Annotated in this window: 21 protein-coding genes; 12 read left to right on the plus strand and 9 right to left on the minus strand. The window is 63.6% G+C overall.

Features of this window, described 5'->3' with window-relative positions; all coding sequences use genetic code 11:
• Positions 1-93: 93 nt before the first annotated feature.
• Positions 94-1155, minus strand: a complete 1062-nt coding sequence (locus tag C7G61_RS07990) for an aldo/keto reductase (RefSeq protein WP_108513570.1) — start codon at positions 1153-1155, stop codon at positions 94-96.
• A gap of 99 nt (positions 1156-1254) precedes the next feature.
• Between C7G61_RS07990 and C7G61_RS07995 the strand changes: the two genes are divergently transcribed.
• The 11 genes from C7G61_RS07995 to C7G61_RS08045 all read left to right on the plus strand — a co-directional run bounded on the left by C7G61_RS07995 (position 1255) and on the right by C7G61_RS08045 (position 12456).
• Positions 1255-2163: a LysR family transcriptional regulator gene (locus C7G61_RS07995; protein ID WP_108513571.1), complete on the plus strand. Its 909-nt coding sequence runs from the start codon at positions 1255-1257 to the stop codon at positions 2161-2163.
• A 71-nt stretch (positions 2164-2234) separates the two neighbouring features.
• A complete protein-coding gene (locus tag C7G61_RS08000; RefSeq protein WP_108513572.1) occupies positions 2235-2699 on the plus strand; it encodes an Rrf2 family transcriptional regulator in 465 nt (154 codons plus the stop codon).
• Positions 2689-3390 carry a class I SAM-dependent methyltransferase gene (locus C7G61_RS08005; protein WP_108513573.1) on the plus strand — a complete coding sequence of 234 codons (702 nt, stop codon included), beginning with the start codon at positions 2689-2691 and terminating at the stop codon, positions 3388-3390. The genes C7G61_RS08000 and C7G61_RS08005 overlap by 11 nt, the downstream gene beginning before the upstream one ends.
• Positions 3391-3576: 186 nt before the next feature.
• Positions 3577-4968, plus strand: coding sequence for an SWIM zinc finger family protein (locus C7G61_RS08010; protein WP_108513574.1), 1392 nt, complete (start codon positions 3577-3579; stop codon positions 4966-4968).
• The gene (locus C7G61_RS08015; protein WP_108513575.1) at positions 4961-6376 is read left to right on the plus strand and encodes a DUF5691 domain-containing protein; all 1416 of its coding nucleotides are present in this window, start codon (positions 4961-4963) and stop codon (positions 6374-6376) included. Before C7G61_RS08010 ends, C7G61_RS08015 begins: the two co-directional genes overlap by 8 nt.
• Positions 6373-7452, plus strand: coding sequence for an ATP-binding protein (locus tag C7G61_RS08020; RefSeq protein ID WP_108513576.1), 1080 nt, complete (start codon positions 6373-6375; stop codon positions 7450-7452). The genes C7G61_RS08015 and C7G61_RS08020 overlap by 4 nt, the downstream gene beginning before the upstream one ends.
• Before the next feature lie 4 nt (positions 7453-7456).
• Positions 7457-9685 carry a DUF5682 family protein gene (locus C7G61_RS08025; RefSeq protein ID WP_108513577.1) on the plus strand — a complete coding sequence of 743 codons (2229 nt, stop codon included), beginning with the start codon at positions 7457-7459 and terminating at the stop codon, positions 9683-9685.
• Positions 9682-10860, plus strand: coding sequence for a VWA domain-containing protein (locus C7G61_RS08030; RefSeq protein WP_108513578.1), 1179 nt, complete (start codon positions 9682-9684; stop codon positions 10858-10860). Before C7G61_RS08025 ends, C7G61_RS08030 begins: the two co-directional genes overlap by 4 nt.
• Before the next feature lie 177 nt (positions 10861-11037).
• On the plus strand, positions 11038-11472 hold the full coding sequence (locus C7G61_RS08035) for an antitoxin Xre/MbcA/ParS toxin-binding domain-containing protein (RefSeq protein ID WP_108513579.1): 435 nt from the start codon (positions 11038-11040) through the stop codon (positions 11470-11472).
• A gap of 2 nt (positions 11473-11474) precedes the next feature.
• Positions 11475-11954 carry an RES family NAD+ phosphorylase gene (locus C7G61_RS08040; protein WP_202975760.1) on the plus strand — a complete coding sequence of 160 codons (480 nt, stop codon included), beginning with the start codon at positions 11475-11477 and terminating at the stop codon, positions 11952-11954.
• A 4-nt stretch (positions 11955-11958) separates the two neighbouring features.
• Complete coding sequence (locus C7G61_RS08045; RefSeq protein WP_108513580.1) at positions 11959-12456, plus strand: peptide deformylase; 498 nt, start codon at positions 11959-11961, stop codon at positions 12454-12456.
• A gap of 499 nt (positions 12457-12955) precedes the next feature.
• On the opposite strand, the gene C7G61_RS08050 is transcribed toward C7G61_RS08045, so the two are convergent.
• From C7G61_RS08050 to C7G61_RS08080, 8 genes are all read right to left on the minus strand, one after another.
• Entirely contained in the window at positions 12956-13552 is a 597-nt protein-coding gene (locus C7G61_RS08050) for a YdeI/OmpD-associated family protein (RefSeq protein ID WP_108513581.1), read from the minus strand.
• Positions 13553-13589: 37 nt separating this feature from the next.
• Complete coding sequence (locus C7G61_RS08055; protein ID WP_108513582.1) at positions 13590-15011, minus strand: amidase; 1422 nt, start codon at positions 15009-15011, stop codon at positions 13590-13592.
• Positions 15012-15135: 124 nt separating this feature from the next.
• Positions 15136-15498 (minus strand): ArsR/SmtB family transcription factor, encoded by a 363-nt coding sequence (locus C7G61_RS08060; RefSeq protein ID WP_108513583.1) that lies wholly within the window; start codon positions 15496-15498, stop codon positions 15136-15138.
• The gene (locus C7G61_RS08065; protein WP_108513584.1) at positions 15498-16160 is read right to left on the minus strand and encodes an SRPBCC family protein; all 663 of its coding nucleotides are present in this window, start codon (positions 16158-16160) and stop codon (positions 15498-15500) included. The genes C7G61_RS08060 and C7G61_RS08065 overlap by 1 nt, the downstream gene beginning before the upstream one ends.
• 806 nt (positions 16161-16966) lie before the next feature.
• Positions 16967-18211, minus strand: a complete 1245-nt coding sequence (locus tag C7G61_RS08070; protein ID WP_108513585.1) for an efflux RND transporter periplasmic adaptor subunit — start codon at positions 18209-18211, stop codon at positions 16967-16969.
• Between the two features lie 36 nt (positions 18212-18247).
• Positions 18248-18877, minus strand: a complete 630-nt coding sequence (locus tag C7G61_RS45520; RefSeq protein WP_202975761.1) for an efflux RND transporter permease subunit — start codon at positions 18875-18877, stop codon at positions 18248-18250.
• Entirely contained in the window at positions 18847-20517 is a 1671-nt protein-coding gene (locus tag C7G61_RS08075; protein WP_202975762.1) for an efflux RND transporter permease subunit, read from the minus strand. The genes C7G61_RS45520 and C7G61_RS08075 overlap by 31 nt, the downstream gene beginning before the upstream one ends.
• A 596-nt stretch (positions 20518-21113) precedes the next feature.
• Positions 21114-21998 carry a LysR substrate-binding domain-containing protein gene (locus C7G61_RS08080; protein ID WP_202975766.1) on the minus strand — a complete coding sequence of 295 codons (885 nt, stop codon included), beginning with the start codon at positions 21996-21998 and terminating at the stop codon, positions 21114-21116.
• 115 nt (positions 21999-22113) lie between these two features.
• Here C7G61_RS08080 and C7G61_RS08085 point away from each other — a divergent pair, with 115 nt between their 5' ends.
• On the plus strand, positions 22114-22641 hold the full coding sequence (locus C7G61_RS08085; protein WP_244608191.1) for a nuclear transport factor 2 family protein: 528 nt from the start codon (positions 22114-22116) through the stop codon (positions 22639-22641).
• The last annotated feature ends 1 nt before the right edge of the window (position 22642 follow it).

Here is a 22642-nt window from a genome sequence, read left to right on the forward strand (position 1 = left end):
TCACCATCGATGATCCGATGACACAAATTGATCCGAGGATCAGGGCACATATTGTGGCTGGTCGAAACTTCATTCTCGTTTTTCCTCCAGTGATCAATCCCGCCGGGCGACGGATGCGCCGCCGAAGATGAGCTGCTGAACCATGGGACGGCCTACGAAGCGGCCGGGAAAGATCGGATCCGGCGCGCTCGCCTGATTGAGCCGATCGAGATGCTCAGCCGAAAGTGCGACCTCGAGGGCGCCGAGATTGTCTTTCGCCTGGACCAATGTGCGCGCCCCCATGACAGGCGACGTGACCGCGGGGTTCGCGAGCGTCCAGGCGATGGCTACCTGCGACGGGGTCGCGCCGATCTCTTCGGCCACGGCGCGCACGACATCGGCAACTTCGATCGACCGCGCATTGAGATGGCCGGACGACGCAATGACGCCCTTGCGCGTCATTGCGACGCTCGCGTCGCGCGAGTCCGCGACATCGGACCGGGCGTACTTGCCGGTCAGCACGCCACCGCCGAGCGGCGACCAGGGCAGCACGCCCATACCGAGCGCGGCGGCCATCGGAATCAGCTCATGCTCGACCGTCCGCTCGATCAGGCTGTACTCGATCTGCAGCGCCACGAAGGGTGACCAGCCGCGCATATCGGCTGACGTCTGCATCTGGGAGATACGCCAGGCCGGCGTATTGCAGATGCCGACATAGTGAATTTTGCCCGAGCGCACGAGATCATCGAGCCCGCGCATCACTTCGTCGGGCTGTGTGGTCATGTCCCAGCTGTGCAGGTGGAACAGGTCGATGCGGTCGGTGTCGAGCTGCCGCAGGCTCTGCTCCACCGAACGCAGCATATTGAGCCGATGGTTGCCGCCTGAATTCGGGTTGCCCGGCTCGCGCGCCATGGTGAATTTGGTCGCGAGCACGAGGCGGTCGCGCTTGTCCTTGATGAACTCACCGACGATGCGCTCGGAGGCGCCATCGGTGTAGTTCACGGCCGTATCGATGAAGTTGCCGCCCTGATCGACATAGAGATCGAATATCCGGCGCGCCTCGCCCGCATCGGCGCCCCAGCCCCAATCCTGGCCAAAGGTCATCGTGCCGAGCGCGATCGGGGATACACGCAGGCCGGACCGGCCGAGCAGACGGTAATGATCAAGGGACGTCATTGTCTTTGCCTCCAACTCATGTCGAAGGCGGACATACAACAAGGCGACATGTGAAACAATTTGCCCAATCGTAACCAGCTTGGTAAGTTATACTAACCAATGGTGGATCTGAATCTTGTTGCTGTTTTCCTTGCGGTCGCAGAGGCGAAGAGCTTTCGCGGCGCGGCCGAGCGACTGGGGGTAACCCGGTCCGCGGTGAGCCAGGCCATTCGACGCATGGAAGACCGGATGGGCGTCGCTCTCGTCCAGCGGACGACGCGCAGCGTCAGCCTCACTGAGGCCGGCGTCCAACTGCACCAGCGTGTCGCGCCGGCGATTGCGGAAGTCGAACACGCACTCGATACCGCCCAGGACCGGGATGCCAAGCCAACAGGGCAGCTACGGCTCGCCGTCTCCTCGATCGCCGAGCGTTTCATCTGTGGACCGCTGCTTGCGAGTTTCATGCACGCTCATCCCGCTGTGCAGATCGACATCACCGTGACTGACGAGGAATTCGATATCGTAGCTGAGGGCTACGATGCCGGCGTTCGGCTCGGCGAAGTCATCGAGCAGGACATGATTGCCGTGCCGGTCTCGGGCGATCAGCGCCAGATGGTGGTGGCCGCACCGTCCTACGTGAAGCGTTTCGGAGCGCCATCTCACCCGGCCGAGCTTGCGCGGCACTGCTGCATCGGCTGGCGACCGGCGCCGGAGGTGGCGCCGTATCGCTGGGAGTTCGAGGAGAATGGCCGCGAATTCGACGTCGCGGTAAACCCCAGGATCACGACCAATGACATGTGGGTCATGGTGCGGACCGCCTGCGCCGGCGGCGGTCTGACGTTCGGCATGGAAGAGACTTTCAGACCCTACATCGAGCGAGGGGAGCTGGTGCCGCTGCTGGAGCGGTACTGCCCGCCCTTCCAGGGCTTCTTCCTCTATTTCGCGGACCGCCGAAATCTTCCGCCCAAGCTGCGCGCGCTGGTCGACCATGTGCGATATCGCCCTGCGTCAGGCCAGCGCAAGAAGTAGGACGTCACGTCATTTCTTCCACGTTGCCGAGTGTCTTGACCGGCGGGCATTCATGTAATACCGATAGTTACATGAAACGGGACAGTCGATTGTCAGGCGTGCTCCACGTCCTGCTCCACATGGCCGAGCGTGATGCGCCGGTTACATCAGAGGTGCTGGCAAAGGCCATGGACACCAATCCGGTGGTGATCCGGCGGATCATGTCCGGGCTGCGCGATCAGGGCTATGTGCGATCGGAGAAAGGGCATGGCGGCGGATGGACCCTCGCCCACGACCTCGCGACGATATCGCTGCGGGATGTCTATGAGGCGCTCGGCCAACCCGCGCTGTTCGCAGTAGGAAACCGAACGGAAGCACCGGGCTGTCTTGTCGAGCAGGCCGTCAATGCCGCGCTCGACCGGGCTTTCGATGACGCGGAGGCGCTGCTGCTGTCGCGCCTGGGCGACGTGTCGCTTGCGATGCTGAGCGCCGACTTTCAAAAGCGCCTGGGCGACCGGCGCAACCGCCATCGTCTGGAGACCGCCCATGCATCGTGACACAGCCGTCCAGCCCTGGCTGGCCCACTTCTCCGACCCCGAGGCCGTGCGGCATTATGCGGATGGGCCGCCGCGCTTCGTGCCCGGGTTTGTGGACCTTCACCGCATGACCCGCATCTTGCTGGCGGAACAGGTTGCCCAAGATGCGCGGGTGCTGGTGCTTGGCGCTGGTGGCGGCCTGGAATTGAAGGCATTGGCGGCGGCTGAGCCTCGCTGGAGCTTCGTTGGCGTCGATCCCGCTCTGGCGATGCTGAAGCTCGCCGAGCAGACCCTCGGGCCATTCAACGCGCGCGTGGAGCTGCAGCAGGGTTACATCGAAGATGCGCCCGACGGGCCGTTCGATGCCGCCACCTGCCTGCTCACGTTTCATTTCCTCGATGCCGACGAACGGCGGCGGACGGCAAGGGAAATCCACCGGCGGCTCAGGCCCGGCGCGCCCTTTGTGGTGGCCCATTCCAGTTTTCCGCAAGCCGACGCTGAGCGTGCGCGGTGGCTGTCGCGCTATGCCGCCTATGCGATCGCCTCCGGCGCCGATCCGGACCTGGCCAACAATGCGCGTGCCGCGATCGACGCAAACCTGAACCTGTTCAGCCCGGAACAGGACGCGCAAATTTTGCGTGAGGCCGGATTCAGGGATGTGGAGTTGTTCTACGCCGCTTTTACCTGGCGCGGCTGGATTGCAACTGCGTGAAGCAGGGACTGGGCGGTTCGGAAAACGGGTCGGCGATGGCGCGTTGAGAATAGCTGAACGCTCGGGACAGGTGTTGCCCTTATCGCACGCCCTCCGCTTTCATGGCCGCACCGACATGGAGCGTTCATTGTCGCCCGATATATCCCGTTATATACTGCCTATTCTGGATTCGGTCGGGATTACTGCGTGGCGATTGATCTGAAAGCAATCGAGCAACTCGCCACCGATCAATCCTCGCTCAAGGCGGCGGCGGGGCTCGCCAAGCCGGCCAAATGGTCGGGCGTCGGCGTGAGCCATGACGGCGCGCTGGTTTGGGGCGAATGCGCGGGCTCCGGCGCCAATCCCTATCGCGTGATGGCCGATCTGCGCGATCTCGGCAACAAATGCACCTGCCCGTCGCGCAAATTCCCATGCAAGCACGTACTCGGCCTGTTGTGGCTGAAGGCGGAGGCGGTCGTGCCGTTCGCCCCGGCCGATACGCCTGCCTGGGTCAGCGATTGGCTCGGCCGGCGGCGCTCCGGCGCCGGCACACCCAAAGCGCCGCCCAGCGTTGCGCCATCCGCCGCCAAGGATCTGCGCGCCGCGCAGCAGACCGAACCGGAGATGGTCGAGGACCCGAAGGACGCAGCGCGTCGTGAAGCTGCGGCGGCCAAGCGAAGCGAGGATACCGAGCGCACGATTCTTGATGCGCTCGATGCGCTCGAACAATGGATCGGCGACCAACTGCGCATGGGCCTTTCCGCTTTTGTCGACGACGTTACCGCGCGTTGTCGGCGGATCGCGGCGCGGCTGGTCGACGGCAAGGCAGCCGTACTGGCCGGGCGGATCGACGAGTTGCCGGGCCGGCTCCTCGCGCTTCCGCCGGGCGACCGGCCGCGTGGCGCGGTGGTCGAACTCGGCAAGCTGGTGCTGCTCGCGCGCGCCTTCCGCACCACGCCGCGCGATGCCGAGATCCGGCGCGCGGTTGCGGCCTCGGAAACCCGCGAGGCCGTGCTCACCAATCCGCAGACGCTGCGCGTGAAGGCGTGCTGGGAAGTGCTCGCCGAACAGGTGCAGACGCGGCGTGACGGATTGGTGTCGCAGACCACATGGCTGCTCAGTCTCAATAATGATGGCCCCTGCTTTGCGATGCTGCTCGACTTTTTCCCGGCGAGCGTGGGCCGCCGCGGGTCGGTGTTTACACCGGGCGAACGGTTTCAAGGCGAGCTCGCGTTCTATCCGTCCCGGCAGCCGCTGCGCGCCGTGCTCGTCGCGCGCGAAGCTGTGGAAGACGCCGCAAGGCCGGAATGGCCAACACCGGAAACGGTGCTTGCCGATACCTTGACGAATCCCCTGCTCGCCGAGCCATGGACGATCGAAATTCCGGTGTTGCTGCCGGCAGGGCGGATCGCGCTCGACGACGCCGGACATCCCTGGTGGCGGTCGGCCGATGGCGCGAACACGTTGCCGATTGCGGGCAGTGCCGAAGGCCTGTTGTGCGGCACCGATCTGAAATGCGCGGCCGCGATCTGGTCCGGCAACCGGCTGACGATCCTGGCCGCGCAAACCTCCTGGGGACGGATCGGCGGCCATGGCTGAGGCGATCTACGATGCGATGGGTTCGGTCCTGACGCGCTGGACCATGGGATCGGCCGCCGCGCCCGCCGCCGCGGTATGGAGTGCGGAGCTTGGCGCTGAACCCGCTGAAGCCGAGTTGCGCCTGCTGGCGCTATCGGGCCAGTTCCTCGGTGTCGCGGTGACGGCCGAGCCGCCGCCGGAGCTGCGCGTGTTGCCCGATATTCCCGCGCTCGCGCTGCCGACCGTGCCCGAGGCGTTGCGCCCGCTCGCGCATCGCATCCTCAACGCATTCAAGGAGACGCAGCGCAAGACCGAACTGCTCGACTTCCTCGCCGCGCGCGGCTGGACCACCCATCCCGCAGAATGGATGCCGACGGCTGACGACGAGGACGCGCCCGACGTCTACGCGCCGTGGCGCGACTGGGCCGGAATCGCGGCATCCAACAGCGTGGTGCGACGGCAGGCCGGGGACCGGCTCACCGCTGACAACTGGGAGGACTTTTGGCCGGCGGCGCGCAAGGTGGCGCTGACCGAGCTCAGGCGTCGCGATCCCGAAGCGGCCCGCGCGGTGCTGGAGGCAAAACTTGCCAGCGAAAATGCCGACGTGCGACTTCCGCTGCTTTCACTGTTGGCAACCGGATTGTCGGAAGCCGATGCCCCCTTCCTTGAGGGCCTCGCGGCGAACGATCGCGCGCCGAAGGTCAAGGCGCTGGCGGCATCGCTGCTTGCCCAGCTCGGCCGCGGCCCCGCGGTCGGCGACGACATCGCAGAACTCGCCGGCTTCTTCTCGGTGAAGATGAAGGGCCTGCTGCGCCGCTCGCGCGTGATCCAGTTCGAGAACGTCAAGACGCCAGCACAAATGCACCGCAGGGCGGCGCTGCTCGAAAGTGCCGATATCGCTTCGCTCGCGCGGGCGCTCACGCTGACCCCACAGGAGCTGGTCGACGCCTGGAATTGGGACGTGGATCGACAGGCCGACGCTGCGCTGGTTGGTCTTGTCGCGCGCACCGGAACGGACTCGCTGGTCGCCCAGACCGCCGAAGCCGCGAGCCAATGCAATGCGAGCGTCTTCCTAGCCACGCTGACGCCGCGCCTCGTGCCCGGGCAGCGATCTGAACTCGCTGAGAAGGTCTTGCGCACGCGCGGCTTCAGCTTTGACGTGGCGAAGACCATTGCGGGCGGCACGGCGCGGCTGGAGAATCCAATGACCGCACCGGCAGGCACCGCGCTGCTTGCGGCGCTCCGGCGCGACGATGCAAAACCTTCCGATGAGCTCACAGAGCTCTTTGCGCTCGGCCTGATCGCCTCGCGCGCAGCTGCGCGTCAGGCGCTGGAACGGTTGAACGGCGCAGGGCTGCTGCAGGGCGACCCACGCCTCGACATGCTGCGGCTCAACGCCGCGTTGGACGACAATGGAGCAGAACCATGAGCGAGAAACTACGGTTGCCCGCCGAGGAGAGCTATGCGGCCGAGCTGAAGGCGCTCGCCGCCGGCGACAGCGGGACTCGCCCGCCGGGCTGGGCGCTCTCGCCACGGGTTGTCGTGACCTATCTGATGGGCGGCAAGGCCAGTGACGGCACGATCATCACGCCGAAATATGTCGGCGACAAGCGGCTGATCGAAACCGCCATCGGGACGCTTGCCACCGATCGCGCGCTCTTGTTGCTTGGCGTGCCCGGCACGGCCAAGTCGTGGGTATCGGAACATCTCGCCGCCGGGATCACCGGCGATTCGACGCTCGTCATCCAGTGCACGGCGGGCACCGACGAAAACCAGATCCGTTACGGCTGGAACTATGCGCAATTGCTCGCGCACGGGCCGCGCCGTGAGGCGCTGGTCCCTACCCCGCTGATGCGGGCGATGGAGGGCGGCAAGCTCTGCCGTTTCGAGGAGCTGACGCGGATGGGCAGCGACGTGCAGGACACGCTGATCACCGTGCTCTCCGAAAAAATGATGCCGGTCCCGGAGCTGAACACGGCGGTCTATGCGCAGCGCGGCTTCAACATCATTGCCACCGCCAACAACCGCGACAAGGGCGTCAACGAACTGTCCTCAGCACTGAAGCGCCGATTCAATGTGGTCGTGCTGCCGCTGCCCGACAATGCCGCGCAGGAGGTCGCGATCATCGTCAAGCGCGTCGGCGAGATGGCACAGAGCCTCGATTTGCCGGCGCCGAAGAACGTCGCGGACGAGGTGGCGCGGGTGGTGGCGATCTTCCGCGAGCTGCGTTCCGGCGCGACCGAGGACGGCAAGATCGCGCTCAAATCGCCTTCGGGTGGGCTTTCGACTGCGGAAGCAATCGCAGTGATGATCGGCGGCATCAGCCAGGCGACCTTCTTTAACGACGGCAAGCTGACGCCGGAGACGCTCGCGACCAACATGCTCGGCGCCGTGGTGAAGGACCCGGTGCAGGATACCGCCGTGCTCGGCGAATATCTCGAGACCGTGCTGAAGAAGCGGCGCGGGTTCGAGGGCTATTACGCATCGCTGACCGACCTGATCTGAGACCATGACGGGCCAGGTTTTCCTGTTCGGCATTCGCCATCACGGGCCGGGATCGGCGCGGCGGCTGGTGCAGGCGCTTGACGATCTCAAGCCATCAGCGGTGCTGATCGAGGGGCCCTCGGAAGCATCGGAGTTGCTGCCGATGCTCGCCGATCCCGAGATGGCGACGCCGGTGGCGTTGCTGATCTATGTCGAGGACAACCCGGCCAACGCCAGCTTCTTTCCCTTTGCCGAATACTCGCCGGAGTATCAGGCCGCGCGCTGGGCGGTGCGCCACAGCGCGCCACTGCGCTTCATCGACCTGCCGGCATCGGACCGCTTGGGCCATGCCGGCGGCGGCATCGAGGATGAGACTGCAGCGACCGCCGACGACGATCCGATCAGCCGCGATCCGATCGGCGTGCTGGCGACGGCCGCGGGCTACGACGACGGCGAATCCTGGTGGTCCGACGTCATCGAGGAAAATCCTGCGTCAGGGCCGGTATTCGCGGCGGTCGCCGATGCGATGACGGCGCTGCGCGCGGAATCGAAACCGCTCTCGCTCCGCGAGGCCGCGCGTGAGGCGCATATGCGGATCGAGATCGCGAAGGCCGCAAAGGAGTGCGATGGCGCGATCGCCGTGGTGTGCGGGGCCTGGCACGTGCCGGCGCTGATCGAGCGTCGCAGTCTCGCGGCCGATCGCGAATTGCTCAAGGGGCGGCCGAAGGCAAAGATCAAGGCGACCTGGGCGCCGTGGACTGCGCCGCGGCTGGCGCGGTCGAGCGGCTATGGCGCAGGCGTGGTCGCGCCCGGCTGGTGCGCGCATCTGTGGGCAACGCGCGACGGCGCCGATCGCGGCGCGGTGTGGCTTGCCAGGGTCGCGTATGTGCTGCGCGATCGCGGGCATTTCGTCTCGACCGCCTCGGTAATCGAGGCGCAGCGGCTCGGCACCGCGCTGGCCGCGCTTCGCGACCGCCCCGCGCCCGGCTTCGAGGAATTGCGGGAGGCCGCAATCGCGTGCCTGTGCGGCGGCGAGCGTGCGCTCTGGAACGACGTCGCCGCCGAGCTCTTGATCGGATCGGGTGTCGGATCGATCCCCGCTTCGACGCCCCTCGCGCCGCTGCTCGAGGACCTGCAGCGCCAGCAGAAGGCGACCCGTCTCAAGCCCGAGGCGTTGGAGCGGGCGCTGACGCTCGACCTGCGCAGCGAAAGTGGATTGATGCGCTCGACGCTCTTGCACCGGCTGAACGCGCTCGACGTGCCCTGGGGACGGCTGACCGATGCCGGGCGCAGCCGCGGCACCTTTCGCGAAAATTGGCAGCTACGATGGGAGCCGGAGTTCGCGGTGCAACTGGTCGAGAAGCTGATTTACGGCTCCACCATCGCCGAAGCCGCCGGCGGACGCCTGATGGAAGCGATGCGCGGCGCGGCCGAACTGGGCCCGCTCGCTACGCTGGTGCGCAACGCGATGATCGCCGATCTGCCGCGCGCCACCGAATTCGGCATCGCCGCGCTGGAGGAGAAGGCGGCGCTCACCAGCGACTGCGAAGCCCTGCTCGCCGCGCTGCCGCCGATGGCTGACATCCTGCGCTATGGCGAGGCGCGCGCCGGCACCGTCGAGCATCTGGCAACGCTGATGCCGCGCATCGTCGTGCAGGCTGCGCTCGCCCTGCCCTACGCCGCGCGCAATCTGGATGCGGCTGCGGCGGGCAAGCTGCACGGCGCGATCCTCGCCGCCGACAGCGCAATACAACTTGCCCAGTTCGAAGCGGACGTGGTGGCCGGCTGGCGCGATGCGCTGCAGGCGCTGCTGCGCGACGGTCAGGCGACGCGGCTTGTCGCCGGCACCGCCGCGCGGCTGCTCTATGAGGTCGAACTGCTCACCGCCGGGCAAGCCTCCGACCTGCTGGCACGGATGCTCTCGCCGGGTACGCCGGTCACTGAAGCGGCCGGCTTCTTCGAGGGCTTTTTCGAGGGCGCCGGCCAGCGGCTGATCCACGACGCAGCGCTGCGCGGCGCGGTCGACGCCTGGCTGATGGCGCTCGACGAGGAGGCGTTCACCGCCAACCTGCCGCTGTTCCGCCGGGTGTTCTCGGCGCTCGACCCCGCCGAGCGGCGGCGGCTGATGGACGCGCTGTTCGAACGCCGCGGCGGCGGCGCCAAAGGCTATCGCCTGATCGCGGGCGCGGCGGATATCTGGCCAAAGCATCAGGCGCGGGTGATCGAACTTTTGAAATCCGGAGCGGCGCGATGAGCGAGACCGACGAACGCAATCGCCGCTGGACGCTCGCGCTCGGTGTCGACCCTGATCCCGAGAGCGGCTTTGCCTTGTCCGACAGTGACCGCCGCATGTCCGACGCACTGACGGCGCTTTATGGCGACGGCGATGACGCGCCCAAGAAAGGCCGCGGCGGCCTCGGCGGATCGGCGCCGCGCGTCGCGAAATGGCTGGGCGACATCCGCGAATTTTTCCCCGCCCCCGTGGTGCAGGTGATCCAGAAGGATGCGTTCGAGCGCAAGGGCCTGCGCCAGATGCTGATCGAGCCCGAATTCCTCGCCACCGTCGAGGCCGACGTCAACCTGATCGCCGACCTGGTCTCGTTGCGCGGCGTGATGCCGGACAAGACCAAGGAAACCGCGCGGATCGTGATCGCCAAGGTGGTCAAGGAGTTGATGGAGCGGCTGGAGCGGCGCACGGCGGATGCGATCCGCGGCGCGCTGAACCGGTCGCAACGCACCAACCGCCCGCGCTTTTCCGATATCGACTGGCCGCGCACCATCAAGGCCAATCTGCGCCATTATCAAGCCGAGCATCGCACTGTAGTCCCCGAGCGGCTGATCGGCTTCCTGCGCCAGCAGCGGCGCATCGTCGATCTCGAAGAGGTCGTGCTGTGCGTCGACCAGTCGGGATCGATGGCAACCTCCGTCGTCTATGCCTCGATCTTTGCGGCTGTGATGGCCTCGCTGCCGGTGGTCGCGACCAAGCTGGTGTGTTTCGACACCGCAATTGTCGACCTGACGGAGGAACTCGCCGATCCCGTCGAGGTGCTGTTCGGCGTCCAGCTCGGCGGCGGCACCGACATCAACCGCGCGGTCGCCTATTGCGAGGAGCGGATCGAGCGGCCGACCAAAGCGCATCTGATCCTGATCACCGACCTTTATGAAGGCGGCAACGCCGACGCATTGGTCGACCGGCTGGCGCGGTTGTCGGTGCACGGCGTCAACGTGATCGTGCTGCTGGCGCTGACCGATACCGGGCGCCCCTCCTACGATCCTGCTCTGTCGGCCAGGGTCGCAGCCCTCGGCATCCCCGTGTTCGCATGCACGCCCGACCAGTTTCCGGACCTGATGGCGACCGCGCTGAAGCGCGAGGACGTCGCCGGGTGGGCCGCCGACCAGGACATCAAGCTGATCCGGCCTGAGGCGTAGCCACCTCGCCGAAGGACATGCCCATGATCCGCCTGACGGGGGCTCCCGAAGTGCGCCGCCTGGCATAGCTTTCAGGGTGGGTAGCGGCTTCGGCCCGCCCGCGAGGGCACGGCGACGGGGCACCTTGACTTCGCCTCACTTGAGGCATATCTTTGCCTCAAGTGATGCGAGGGTTTCATGGGCTACCGGGCCGCAACCGCCGCCGAACTGCTCGGCGTCAAACCGAAGAACACCGAGACGACGCTGACGCTGGCCTACTCCGTCGAGAAGGGCCTGCCGGTCTCGGCACTGGACAAGTTCGCTGACCGCGTCAGCCCGAACGATGTCCGCCGCTTCACCTATCGGATCGTGCCCAAGCCGACGCTCGAACGCCGGCGCAAGCACAAGCAGCTCTTGACCATCGAGGAAAGCGACCGCCTCGCGCGCGTCGCCAAGGTGTTCGCCTTCGGGATCGACGTGTTCCGTGACGAAGCCAAGGTCCGCGACTTTCTCGAGCGTCCGCACCCGATGCTGGACGACAACGCTCCGCTCGAAGTGGCGCTTGCGACCGGCCCCGGCGCCGATGCGGTAATCAACCTGATGGGCCGGGCGGCGTATAGCGGCGGCGTCTAGGCGTGCAGAAGACCGATCGCGTTCTGAAATGCTATCGCATCGGGGACCCGAACGGCGCCTTCCCGATCTATGATGCCGAAGGCGCCCGCCTGTATCCCGGACGCTGGAATACGCATGCGAGCCCGGCCATCTACGCCTCGGAGCACTATTCCACCGCGCTCCTGGAAAAGCTGGTGCACACCAATCTGGTGATGCCCGCCAACCAGCACTTCATCGAGATCACGATTCCAAACGGCGTCTCGTATGAAATTTTCCAGACCGCGGCGCATCCCGGCTGGGATTCGCGCAACGAGACGATCTGCAAGACCTTCGGCCAGGGATGGTACGAGGAGCGGCGCACCGCGCTGCTAATGGTCCCGTCCCTCCCCGCAAGGCTGGAGCGCAACATCCTGATCAATCCGCTGCACCCCGATTCCAGCGACATCACCTACACGATGCCCGAGCCGGTATGGTGGGATGAGCGGCTCTATTCGAGGCGGTAGGATCATGACCATCCGCCCCATCGTTCGTTATCCCGACCCTCGGCTTGCGCTGCCGGCGCAGCCCGTCACCGTGTTTGACGGCGCGCTGCGCGACCTTGCAAGCGACCTCCTGGAGACCATGCACGCCGCGCCGGGGATCGGGATTACCGCGCCGCACATCGGCATCCCCCTGCGGCTCGTGGTGCTCGACCTCGACGCAACCGAGGGCGCGCGGACCTATGTCAATCCGGAGATTATCTGGGCATCATCAGAGATGATCCTGCATCAGGAAGGCAGCGTCTCGATGCCCGGCGTCAACGACGAGATAAGTCGTTATGCGCGGGTCCGGATCAGCTATCAGGACGTCCACGGCAACCTGCAGACCGAAGAATCGGACGGGCTGCGCGCGGTCTGCCACCAGCACGAGATCGATCAGCTCAACGGCCTGTTCTGGATCAGGCGGCTGTCCCGGCTCAGGCGCGAGCGGCTGATCAAGCGTTTTGAGAAGATGTCGCGCAGTTGAGATGAATGCGCCCCTCCGTTAAGATTACGCCTTAACTAATAATTAATTATGCCTTTGCGGGCACAAAAGGCTCGGCTTAGCGTCATAGGAATGCTGCTCAGTAACCTACCAACGGGTGAGTGCCATGACCTATAGAACGACGTTTATCGCGTCCCTCGGCGTAGTCGCGCTTGTCCTTGCCGCGAGCGAGGCATTTGCCGATCCGGGCGTAGCGCGCGGTGCAGGTGCAGGGATTGCTCCGGCGCGCCCGGGTTTCCCGTCATTCCCCCGGTCGGGGCATCATCACCATCACCGCGGCGGCGGCTTATGGGCGGGAGGCCCGGGGGTCTTCTATGGTCTAGCACCTGATACGGTCGACGAACCGGTGGTCGTGGCTCCGCCGCTAAAGCAATCAGACGACCTCCGTTACACGTGCGTGTATGATATTCCCTGGGATTACGTGCATCGTTGTCCGCAGTTTCGGTAATCGTTTTCGAAAGCGTGGTGTGCCGGGCAAAACTCACTTCTTGCCTTGCGGGTAGATCGTCTCGCCGCGCTTGAGCATCGCGACAAGGGCCGCGATCTTCTTCGTACGTCCGGATTCGGTCTTCATGTTATGAGTGCGAAAGGCCAGTGCGAAACGATTCTGAGCACTGAGTTTCCCTAGCATCGCCTTGGCCTTGGGCTCGGCATCGATCGCGGCCTGGAGATCGTCGGGGATTTTCATGTCCTTGCTGTTATAGGCGCGCGCCCAGCGCCCGTCGGACTTGGCCGCATCGACTTCCCTTAGCCCGTGTTCGGTCATCCGGCCTTCCCCGATCAACCGCGCGACGTTATCGACGTTGATCCGGCTCCAGATGCTTTTCGCGGTGCGGGGCGTGTAGCGCTGGAGAAAGCTCTTGTCGTCGAAGCCCTTGCGGAGGCCATCGATCCAGCCCCAGCAAAGCACGGCGTCGATGGCTTCCTTCGGCGTGATCGATTTCAATCCTGAATCGACCTTGTGGATCTTGATCCAGATTTCGGTTTCCTTGTCGTGGTGCTTGCCGAGCCATTTGTAGAAGCTCTCCGCGTCCTTGAACGTGCGGACATTATCGTGATTGATTTTGACGGGCGCCATCAGCAGTCCTTGAGAGGGAGTTGACCTCGCATCATAGCTATTGTTTTTCCCCGTGAGGAGGGCCGCCCGCGCCAAGGCTCGGCCGCGCACCGGTGGCGCAGGCCTGCTCGACGCAGCGGCTGGCGCGGAGGATGTTCTGCTCGCTGAACATCGGCCCCACGATCTGCAACCCGATCGGCAGGCCCTCAACAAAACCACAGGGCACCGAGGCGGCAGGCTGGCGGGTGAGATTGAACGGCCACGTCAGCGGCGTCCAGTCGAACCATTGGGGAAAGCGCGTGGCGTCGGGCGTGTCGACGCCGGCCGCGAAAGCGGTGATGGGAATGGTTGGCGTCAGCAGCAGATCATAATCCCCGTGAAACAACTGCATCTTCTGGCTCAGCGCGCGCATCTCGGCATAGGCCGCCTGCAATTGGATCGCGGAAATATTCTGGGCTGATATCACCAGCCGCAGCAGGCCCGGATCGAGCGCCGCCAGTTGCGCGCCATCGAAATCACGCACCAATGCGGCATGCGATGCGCCCCAGATCGCTTCCAGCGTCGGCTGCGCACCGGAAAGATCGAGAGCAACACGCTGCACGTCAGCACCAGCCTTCGCCAGTGCATCGATGGCCGGCTGCATGCCGGCCACGACGGCCGGATCGGCGACCGGGAAGCCGAGATCGGGTGACCATGCGATCCGCATACCCGCCACGCCATGGTCGAGGCCGTCGAGATAATCGATGCCGCGATAGGGAATGGCGAAGGAATCGCGGGCGTCCGGCCGCGTGAGCACGTTCAACATCAGGGCGCTGTCGGCGACATCGCGCGACAGGCCGCCATAGACCGCGAGCGTGCCCATCGGCCCCGGAAAATTCGGCACCACGCCGTAGCTCGGCTTCAATCCGAACACGCCGCTGAACGCCGCCGGGATGCGGATCGAGCCGCCGCCATCGCCGCCGGTGGCCAGCGGCACGACGCCCGCCGCCACCAACGCGGCCGAACCGCCGCTGGAGCCGCCGGGCGTACGGGAAACATCCCAAGGATTACGCGTGATGCTGGTCAGCGGGCCATGCGTGATGCCCTTCCATCCGAATTCGGGAGTAGATGTCTTGCAGAAAAACACCGCGCCGGCCTCACGCAGGCGGGCGACACCGGGCGTATCCTCCGTGCTCGGCACAGCTGGCGTCGCGTGCGAGCCGATGCGCGTCGGCCAGCCCGCGACATGCGCCGTGTCCTTGATGGCGACAGGCACGCCATCGAGCGGTCCGAGCGGCGTACCGCTGTGCCAACGTTCCGCCGACTCCGCGGCCAGGCGCCGCCCCTGCGCTTCATCCAGCAGGCAGATGGCATTGAGAGCCGGATTGACCGTGTGCAGTTGTGCGAGAGTAGCTTCCAGCACATCGACCGGCGACAACTCGCCCTTGGCGAAGCGCCGCGCCATCTCGCGGGCGGAAAGCCAGTTCAACTCGTCAGACATGCGGCGCGATCCAGGATGTGATGAAGCCTTCGAACATTCCGTCGAACATGCCACGACAGACAGCGGGCCGCAGCCCCTCGATCAGAATGGCAGGTCTGCCGCACCGCTCGTGCGCGATCTTCCCTTAAGCCCTCTTCCCGGTACGTTTGGTCATTGGTGCGTTACGCCGCTCCCGTTTGCCTCGCGCGATCTCGGTCGCCAGCGCGTCGAGCTTCGGTTCCCAGAAGCTCCTGAACTGACCGATCCATGCATCCACCGCCTGAAGCCCCGCAGCATCCACCGAATAAAGCCGTCTTTGCGCGTCCGCCCGGACCCGTGCAAAGCCGCTCTCGCGCAGCACCTTGAGATGCTGCGACACGGCGGCCTGCGTGATCCCGAACTCGGCTCCGATCGCCTCTACCACTGCACCGGACGCCATTTCCCGAGGGCCCAGCAGCTCGAGGATGCGACGGCGCACCGGATCGGAAAGGACTTCGAAGACGTGCATCAGCTTCCTGTGCCCGGGTGCGCCATATCAGGCGGGATCTCGCCGCGATAGAAAGCGATGGTCCGGTCTGACCGCTCCTTTGCCGAGGCCGGATCTACTCCGCTCGCGACATGCGCCGCGCGCCAAAACTCACCGCTCACTGTCATGAACTCCTTGCCGTCTGGAGAGCCCATCCATGCCTCGGCGGTCTCATGGTCGACGGATGCCCCCGTCGCAAGATACCGCTCAAGCCCCGCAAGGGCGAGGTCCCAACCGATACCCACCGCGCCTGGACCGAACTGGTTCCAATGATCCTCGATGATCGCGGTGTGCTCCAGCGTCAACCGCGCCTTGTCGCGCTCTGCCGCCAGACTGACGTCGATCCAGCTCGTCGCACCGCCGAATTCCCACGTCGCTGCAAAATGATCAGGCGGCGTACACGCCGTGATGGTCCCGCCCGCATTCCCCTTGAGCTGGTACTTTCCGCCCAACTGAAGGTCTCCCTCGACCGGCAAAAACCAGCGCGGAATGCGTTCCTTGCTGGTCAATGCGTCCCAGAGGTCATCGACATCAGTGTCGTAAAGCCGTGTCAGCGTCACCGCGCTCGCCGCTTTCCCGTCCTTCTCGAAATTGCGCACTGAGCGCGTGACAAGTCCCAATACCCTGGCGACGTCGATCTCCATTCGGTCCTCCTTGTACTTTCCGGGCGATTAATACCGGCTTTAGCTTATATAAGTCAAGACTATTAATACGATCAAACATGCAACCGGTTGACACCCTTCGCCTCGTTGATGATGCCGTTGCGGCTCGCGAGGATTTTGCGGCGTCATTGCGAGCGAAGCGAAGCAATCCATCTTTCCGCGTATGAGGTGACAATGGATTGCTTCCGCCTTCGCCAAGGCTTCGGCGGACAAGTCGCTGCGCTCGGGATGACGGGGATATGGTTTCGCGATCTCGCGGCGTATCTCGCCCGAGGTTTGCATCTTCTTTTGCCCTCCTCTTGTTCAGAGGGCGCAGGGAAGACCGGGTGCTTGCTGCACCCGAGGTCTCGTGTGCTGTTGCGCATAGCAAGAGATGCACACGAGCATACAGGTACAGCGGGGCATCCCGGCCTTCCCTGCGCAATGGCTTTACGGTTTACTTCGTGCTCTTCCCGGAGAACGGCTCTTTTGCCTCCGTCGCCTGCGCTTCTTATCGCACGCTTAGCGCCAGCACCGCGACGCCCGAACCACACGACTTCACCGTACGCTTCCGGCGCGTACGTCTAGCGCGCCATCAGCGTCCACCGCATCTCACCGCACGTTCGTGACGATCGCGAAGCGCCCCTCATTCGCCGTGAGACGGACGGAGTTATGCGGCTGATTTGGGTGAGAACGAAAGCAGTATATTTTTGATTCCCGGGCTTGACACGATTTCGGAAAATCAGAAGTGATTTGCCTGTCGTGCCGGTTTGTCGGCGCCAAACCTTCTTCATATTGCCGTCCGCGTCCTAGGTGTTCTCGCGGACCATCACCGGCCGAACCAACGCTCCCGGCGTCGGCGTCGGCGTGCCCTTGGAACTCGCCAACACCGGCGTCTCCTCCGAAAGGCCCGCCGTAATCTCAATTCGACCGTTATCGATGAGACCAGTCGTGACGGTGAGGCGCATGACCCGATTGCCGGTGATGGCGTATACGAAATTGCCGTCGACGTCAGAACCCACAGCGGCGATGGGTACGGTGAGCGCATCGGGACGCCGGTTCATTTCCAGTGAGACCACCGCATACATGCCGGGATAAAGCCGCTCCTTGGGGTTAGGCAGGTCGATTTCGGTACGCATGTTGCGGGTCTCGGGATCGAGACGCAGGGAGAAGCGAGTTACCTTGCCGACGAACTCCTGCCTCTCGAAGCCAGCGGGCCTGACGATGGCCGGATCGCCGACGCGAAGGTGAGGTACGTCGTTCTCCGGAACGTCGCAAAACACCCGGATCGTATCGATCCGCTGCACCGTAAAGAGCGATCCTGCCGAAGGCGTCGTCCGCGTGGCCGTGGCGGCCTGGACCAAATCGCCCCAGTTCACCTGGCGTCGCGCCACCACGCCATCGAAAGGCGCGACGATCTGCGTATAGCCAAGCAGAGTCTTGATCTTCTCCACGGTCGCAGCGGCGACGTCGACCTGATTGGCCGCGACGTCGCGGTTTGCCTCCGCGACGCCGAGATCCGCCTTGGCGATGTCCGCATTGGCGTGCACCTGATCGAGGGTTCGGTCACTGATGAACTCCCTTCCCTCGCCAAGCTGCTCCCGGTCCTTCGCAAGGGCGTTCTGTAGCGCCAGGTTTGCCTTGTTGTGGTCCAGTTGGCGGCGCGCGCTTTCCAGCGAACTTCGCTTGGATTCGAGCTGCGCCTTGGCCTCGGCAAGCTCCTGCTGCATTTCGGGAACGTCGATCACCGCGAGCACTTGACCCGCCTTCACGTGATCGCCGATGTCGACCCGAACCTCCGACAAATATCCCGAGACCTTGGCGAAGAGATCCGTTTCCTCAAAGGCTTCGAGGGTGGCATTGGTTTGCAGACGTTGGGCAACCGTGGCGCGGCGCGGACGCACGACCTCGACCCGCGGAGGGCTATCGACCTTCGTTGAGGTCACTGGCGATGGCGATGCCATCAAGTGTTGCCGCTCGACAACGATGCTTGCAGCGCCGACGCCGACCACGACCAACAAGACCTTGATTGCCGTTTTAATCCTGAAATTCATGGTGTTTCACCTCCAGCATCCATTGCGGTTGTTTGCTTATTCCGCCGCCAGCGTTTGGGATTCAGCGGGTCGGTCGCGGCGATACGGCGCCGATCCAAGCCGCGATTCGGACTCGAAATAGCGGCTGTGCGGGTCGTCAGGATCGAGCGACGCGGAAACCGGGGCATGCCGTGACTGGAGCATGGCCAGGATCGCAGGCAGGATGACGAGCGTGGCGCATGTCGCGCCGAGAAGACCGCCGATCACCGCCCGCCCAAGCGGCGCACTTTGCTCTCCGCCCTCTCCCAGACCCAGCGCCATCGGCACCATGCCGGCCAGCATCGCGAAACTGGTCATCAGGATCGGACGCAGACGGCTCCGTGCGCCTTCTATTGCCGCTTCCCAGGGTTCGCGGCCCTCGACCCGGCTACGCTCAGCAAAAGTCACGAGCAAGATGGCGTTTGCCACCGCGACACCGATTGCCATGATCGAGCCCATGAAGGATTGAATGTTGAGGGTGGTTCGGGTGAGCCAAAGCATCAGTACGACGCCGGCGATGACGGCGGGAATCGTCAACCCCACCGCCAGCGAAAGCCGGAACGATTGGAAATTGGCGGTCAGCAGCAGAAGGATGACAAACACCGCTATCAGGAGTCCTAGACGCAAGCCTCCGAACATCTCCGCCATCGGCTGGATTTGCCCGCGCTGCCGACCAGAACAATGATCGCGCCGCTGATAATGAGATAGGAAATCACAACGATACGCCGTCGTTTCATGACGACGCGCGCGAACCGATCGTACCTGGCACGTAGCCGATCGAAAGACGTCTCTTGCGACTTGGGGTGCGTGCTCGGATTGCGCAGCATCCAGACCGACAGTACCGGCACAAAGGTACTCGAAAGCAGGTACGACCCCACCATCGAGAAGCCGACCGCCAAGGCCAGCGGTACGAACAGATTGTGCGCAGCGCCTGTCATGAAGAAGGCGGGAATAAACACCGCCAGAATGCAGAGCATCGCCACGAACCGGGGCAGCGTCGTCTCTGCGGTGGCCTCGCTGGCGGCACGGGCAAGACTGCGGCCATCAGCGAGCTTGGTGTGGATATTCTCGATGGTTACTGTCGCCTCGTCGACAAGGATGCCGACAGCCAACGCCAACCCACCCAAGGTCATGATGTTGATCGTCTGACCCGATACCCAGAGCGCCGTCACCGACGCGAGGATCGCAAGCGGAATGTTCATGACCACAACGAGCGAGCTGCGCCAATCGCGCAGAAACAGCAGCACCATGAAGCCTGTGAGCACCGCGCCGAGAGCGCCTTCGACGAAGAGACCCTGGATGGCGCGCGTCACGTAGGGCGACTGATCGAACTGGTAACTGACCTTGACATCGTCGGGCAGCACGGACTGGAAGCGTGGCAGGTTGGCTTTGACCGCCTGGACGACCGCGAGTGTCGAGGCGTCCGCCCGTTTGGTGACGGGGATGTAGACCGTACGACGTCCGTCCACCAGCGCGTAACCGGTCTGAATGTCGGCGCCATCTTCGACCGACCCGACGTCCCGTATGAAGATCGTCTGTGTTCCGCGCGATCGGATGGGAATGTTGTTCAGGCCCTTGAAATCCCCAACCACGGAGTTGACCGGCACCATGGGCATGAGGTCGCCGATGCGGACGTTACCAGACGGGCTGACCGTATTACCTGCGGCCAACGCCTGCACCACTTCGTCCGGCGACATGTTGTACGCACGCAGCTTGTCGGGATCCAGGCGAACGAGAATGGTACGCTGGCTTGAGCCGAACGGCGGCGGTGCCGACACGCCTGGCAAGGTCGCGAACAAGGGGCGCACCTTGAAGAGTGCGGCGTCCTGAAGCTCGGCCACCGTTTTCGTCTTGCTGGAGAAGACGAGGTCGCCAACCGGAACGCTGCCCCCATCGAACCGCATCACGAAGGGCGGCACGGTTCCGGCGGGCATGAAGGCGCGGGCCCGGTCGACGTAGCCGACCGTCTCCGCCGTGGCCTGTGCCATGTCGGTACCGGGATGAAATTGGAGCTTGATTAGCCCTACGCCCTGAATCGATTTGCTTTCGACATGCTCGATGCCAGTGATGTAGAGGAAATGATACTCGTAATAGTTGACGATGAACCCTTCCATCTGCGCCGGATCCATGCCGCCGTACGGCTGGGCCACATACAGGACGGGCACCCCGAGGTCCGGGAAGATGTCGCGAGACATGCGATGGAGCGCCAGAAAACCGATCGAGGCGACGGCTACGATCATCGTCAAAAGCGAAATCGGACGTCGCAACGCCAAGGACACCAAGTTCATCGTGCCACCTCAGCCGGTTCTGCCGCGTCCGAGTGATCCAACGCGCCTCGACGGCCGCAACAAACGCTACTCGGACATTTTAGAGAAATGCAGCTCATGTTTCTGTCCAAACGCCCAGCGCCCGGGGTCACACGACCTCGAGCAGTGAGCAGAACTTGGACGGAGAACCGTCTTGGGACCCCCGGGGGTCTGCAGGCCCCGACGCTGAGATCAAACATTGTAATCCAGCGCGATCTTCTCAACTAAATTTACTTTTACGTTTCTGGAAATCCAATTGACAGGAAATTGCAGGCGTACGTTACCTTGGAATGCTGCGTCCCGAACCTATGTCGGCAATCGTGAAGCCTCGTGTTAAGATATTTGATTGGCACGGGCCGCGCCTTCTCCCACCAAGCCCGATCTACTGGTGTGATCAACCAAACTTTCGCTGAGCCGCAGGGCTTCTGTGCCACCGCGCAGCAGTCCTGCCACCGGCCGCCAAAAGCGGCGGCACTGCTGACGGCGGCGGCGGCGGAGCTGAGGCCGCGCGATGACCCGCGCACTCCACACGTCAGTTCCGATAGCCACGGCTACCGATCGTCGCGCGCCGACTGTTGTCAAGAGAGTCGCAGCGCGTTCACGAGTGCAGACAGCGCAGCAGGCTGATGCTGACGACTGGGGTAATACATGAAGAAGCCGGGAATTGGCGGCGTCCAGTCCTCCAGCACACGGATAAGGCGGCGCTTCGCAACATGCTCTGCGACCTGCTCTTCAAATGCGAGGCCCAGGCCGACGCCAGCGAGTGCCGCTTGAATCACGAGGTGGGTATCATCGATTATAAGCGGACCATTCACACCGACCGTGACCGCCTTTCGTCCTTTCTCGAATTCCCACCGATAAGGACCGCCCGGAAGACGCAGGCCTATACATCGATGATCATTCAGATCCTTCGGCTTCTGGGGAATGCTTCGTGATGCAAAATAGCCAGGCGATCCGACCACTGCCAATCGCAGCTCCTGCGTGACCCGCACCGCGATCATGTCCTTTTGAATGTACTCGCCGAGTTGAATACCGGCATCGAACTCGCCCGCAACGAGGTCTACAGGGCCAGTGACAGTAACAACGTCAAGAACGATGTCGGGGTAGGCCTCAGCAAATGCCGTGAGCCGCGGCAACAACACCATCACGGCAGCCGACCTGGACATTACAATTCGGAGGCGCCCTGCGGGTCGGTGCCGAACGCTTCGGGCTTTGTTGAGGGCACGAGCAATTTGCTCAAGTGCCGGAGACAACTCTTTCAAAAGAGCTGCCCCTGCAGCGGTTGGTGCGACGCTCTTGGTCGTCCGAGCGAGAAGCTGCAACTCGAGTCGTTGCTCAAGTCCCCGGATCGTGTGGCTCAGGGCAGATTGAGACACACCTAGCTTTGCCGCGGCCCGTGTAAAGCTTCGTTCACTGGCGACGATTGCAAACGTAGCTAGTTCGTTCAGTTCGCTTCTCATGATTTATGAATATCGATCATGACTCCATGCCTTGCAACATGTCTAGTCTCATAAGCCACTTTGTCCTAGAGTTTGCCAACAACGCAACTTAAACCCACAGGGACTTTTGGAGAGCAGAATGTCAAAAATGGATCGACGAGCATTTTTGAGTCGATCTGCCAGCGTGATTATTGGAGCTACGCTCGTCAGTACTCCTGGTTTGATGCCTGGAGATCGGACTTTCAGCCATGCGCAGCCTCCTCCCGTTCCAAATAACAACCTTATGGATAACAAGCTTATGGATGCCGATGCTCGTGCCTTGCACTCCCTGGCGCAGACCTATTTCGACGGTGCCTATGAAATGGATGCTGACAAATTTGCGTCCATATTTCATCCCTCCAGTTCCGTGACCAAAGTCGGCGACGACGGCAACGTGAGCGTGACGCCGATTGGGATGTGGCTGGCAGCCGTCCGTAATATGAAAGCTCCGAAACAACAGGGCCTGGAGCGCCACGATCAGATCCTGTCAATAGACATCGATGGAGAGCTCGCGCTTTTGAAGTTGAAATTGCAAATTCCACCGCGCTACTTCACCGACATGTTGTCATGCTTAAAGGTCAACGGAACCTGGAAGATCGCTCAGAAAGTCATGACTTCGAAAACCTGAC

It is taken from the genome of Bradyrhizobium algeriense, from assembly GCF_003062295.1.
GTDB lineage: Bacteria > Pseudomonadota > Alphaproteobacteria > Rhizobiales > Xanthobacteraceae > Bradyrhizobium > Bradyrhizobium algeriense.